Annotated in this window: 2 protein-coding genes; one reads left to right on the top strand and one right to left on the bottom strand. The window is 73.7% G+C overall.

Translation table 11 applies throughout. From position 1 onward, the window contains the following. Window positions 1–553 (top strand): SLC13 family permease (locus DEIPI_RS0110265; protein ID WP_211238275.1); only part of this gene is annotated, 553 nt, incomplete at its 5' end. Here the strand turns inward: DEIPI_RS0110265 and DEIPI_RS39430 are convergent. Beyond that, a partial coding sequence (locus DEIPI_RS39430; RefSeq protein ID WP_027481724.1) for a hypothetical protein occupies window positions 550–738 on the bottom strand: 189 nt, incomplete at its 5' end. The two genes, DEIPI_RS0110265 and DEIPI_RS39430, sit on opposite strands and share 4 nt — an antisense overlap.

Below are 738 nucleotides of genomic sequence, written 5' to 3'. Positions count from 1 at the left end.
GGGCGCGATCCTCGCGAGCATGGTGACGCCCCTGCCGCTCGCGGTGTGCGTCGTCGCGGCGGTGGCGGTGCTGCTCGCGCTGCGCGTGCTCTCCCCCACGGAGGGCTACGACGCGATCGAGTGGCCCGTGATCGTGCTGGTGGCCTGCATGATCGCGTTCGGCACGGCCTTCGAGGAGAGCGGCGCGGCGGCGGCCGTCACGGGGTGGATCGCGTCCGTCGCGAGGCCGCTCGGGCCGTACGGGCTCCTCGCGGCGTTCTTCGTGCTGACGGTGGCCCTGACGCAGCCCATGTCGAACCAGGCGGCGGCCCTCGTGATCCTGCCGCTCGCGGTGGGCGTGGCGCGCGAGCTGGGCTTCGACCCGCGTCCCTTCGTGATCGGCGTGACGGTCGCGGCGAGCAACTCGTTCGTGACGCCGCTGGAACCCGCGTCGATGCTGGTGTTCGGGCCGGGCCGCTACCGCTTCGTGGACTTCATCCGGGTGGGGAGCGGCCTGACCCTGCTGACCTTCGTGGTGTCGATGCTGGTGATCCCGTGGCGCTGGCCGTTCTAGAGGCGTGGGCGCAGCCAGGGCAGGTACCCGGCCGCGTACGCCGCGAGGAGCCCGACGACGACGAGCACGGCGCAGGTCATGACGAGCGCCCGGAGGGCGCCCTCTCGCCTTGCCGCCTCCCAGTCGCGCCGGAAGGCGGGCGCGGCGCCCTCGTAGAGTTCCGCGGCGCGCAGGACGGGCGCCGC

This window comes from Deinococcus pimensis DSM 21231 (assembly GCF_000519345.1).
GTDB lineage: Bacteria > Deinococcota > Deinococci > Deinococcales > Deinococcaceae > Deinococcus_A > Deinococcus_A pimensis.
Note: the sequence above shows the minus strand (reverse complement) of the source record. Positions and strands in the feature narration are given on the sequence as shown.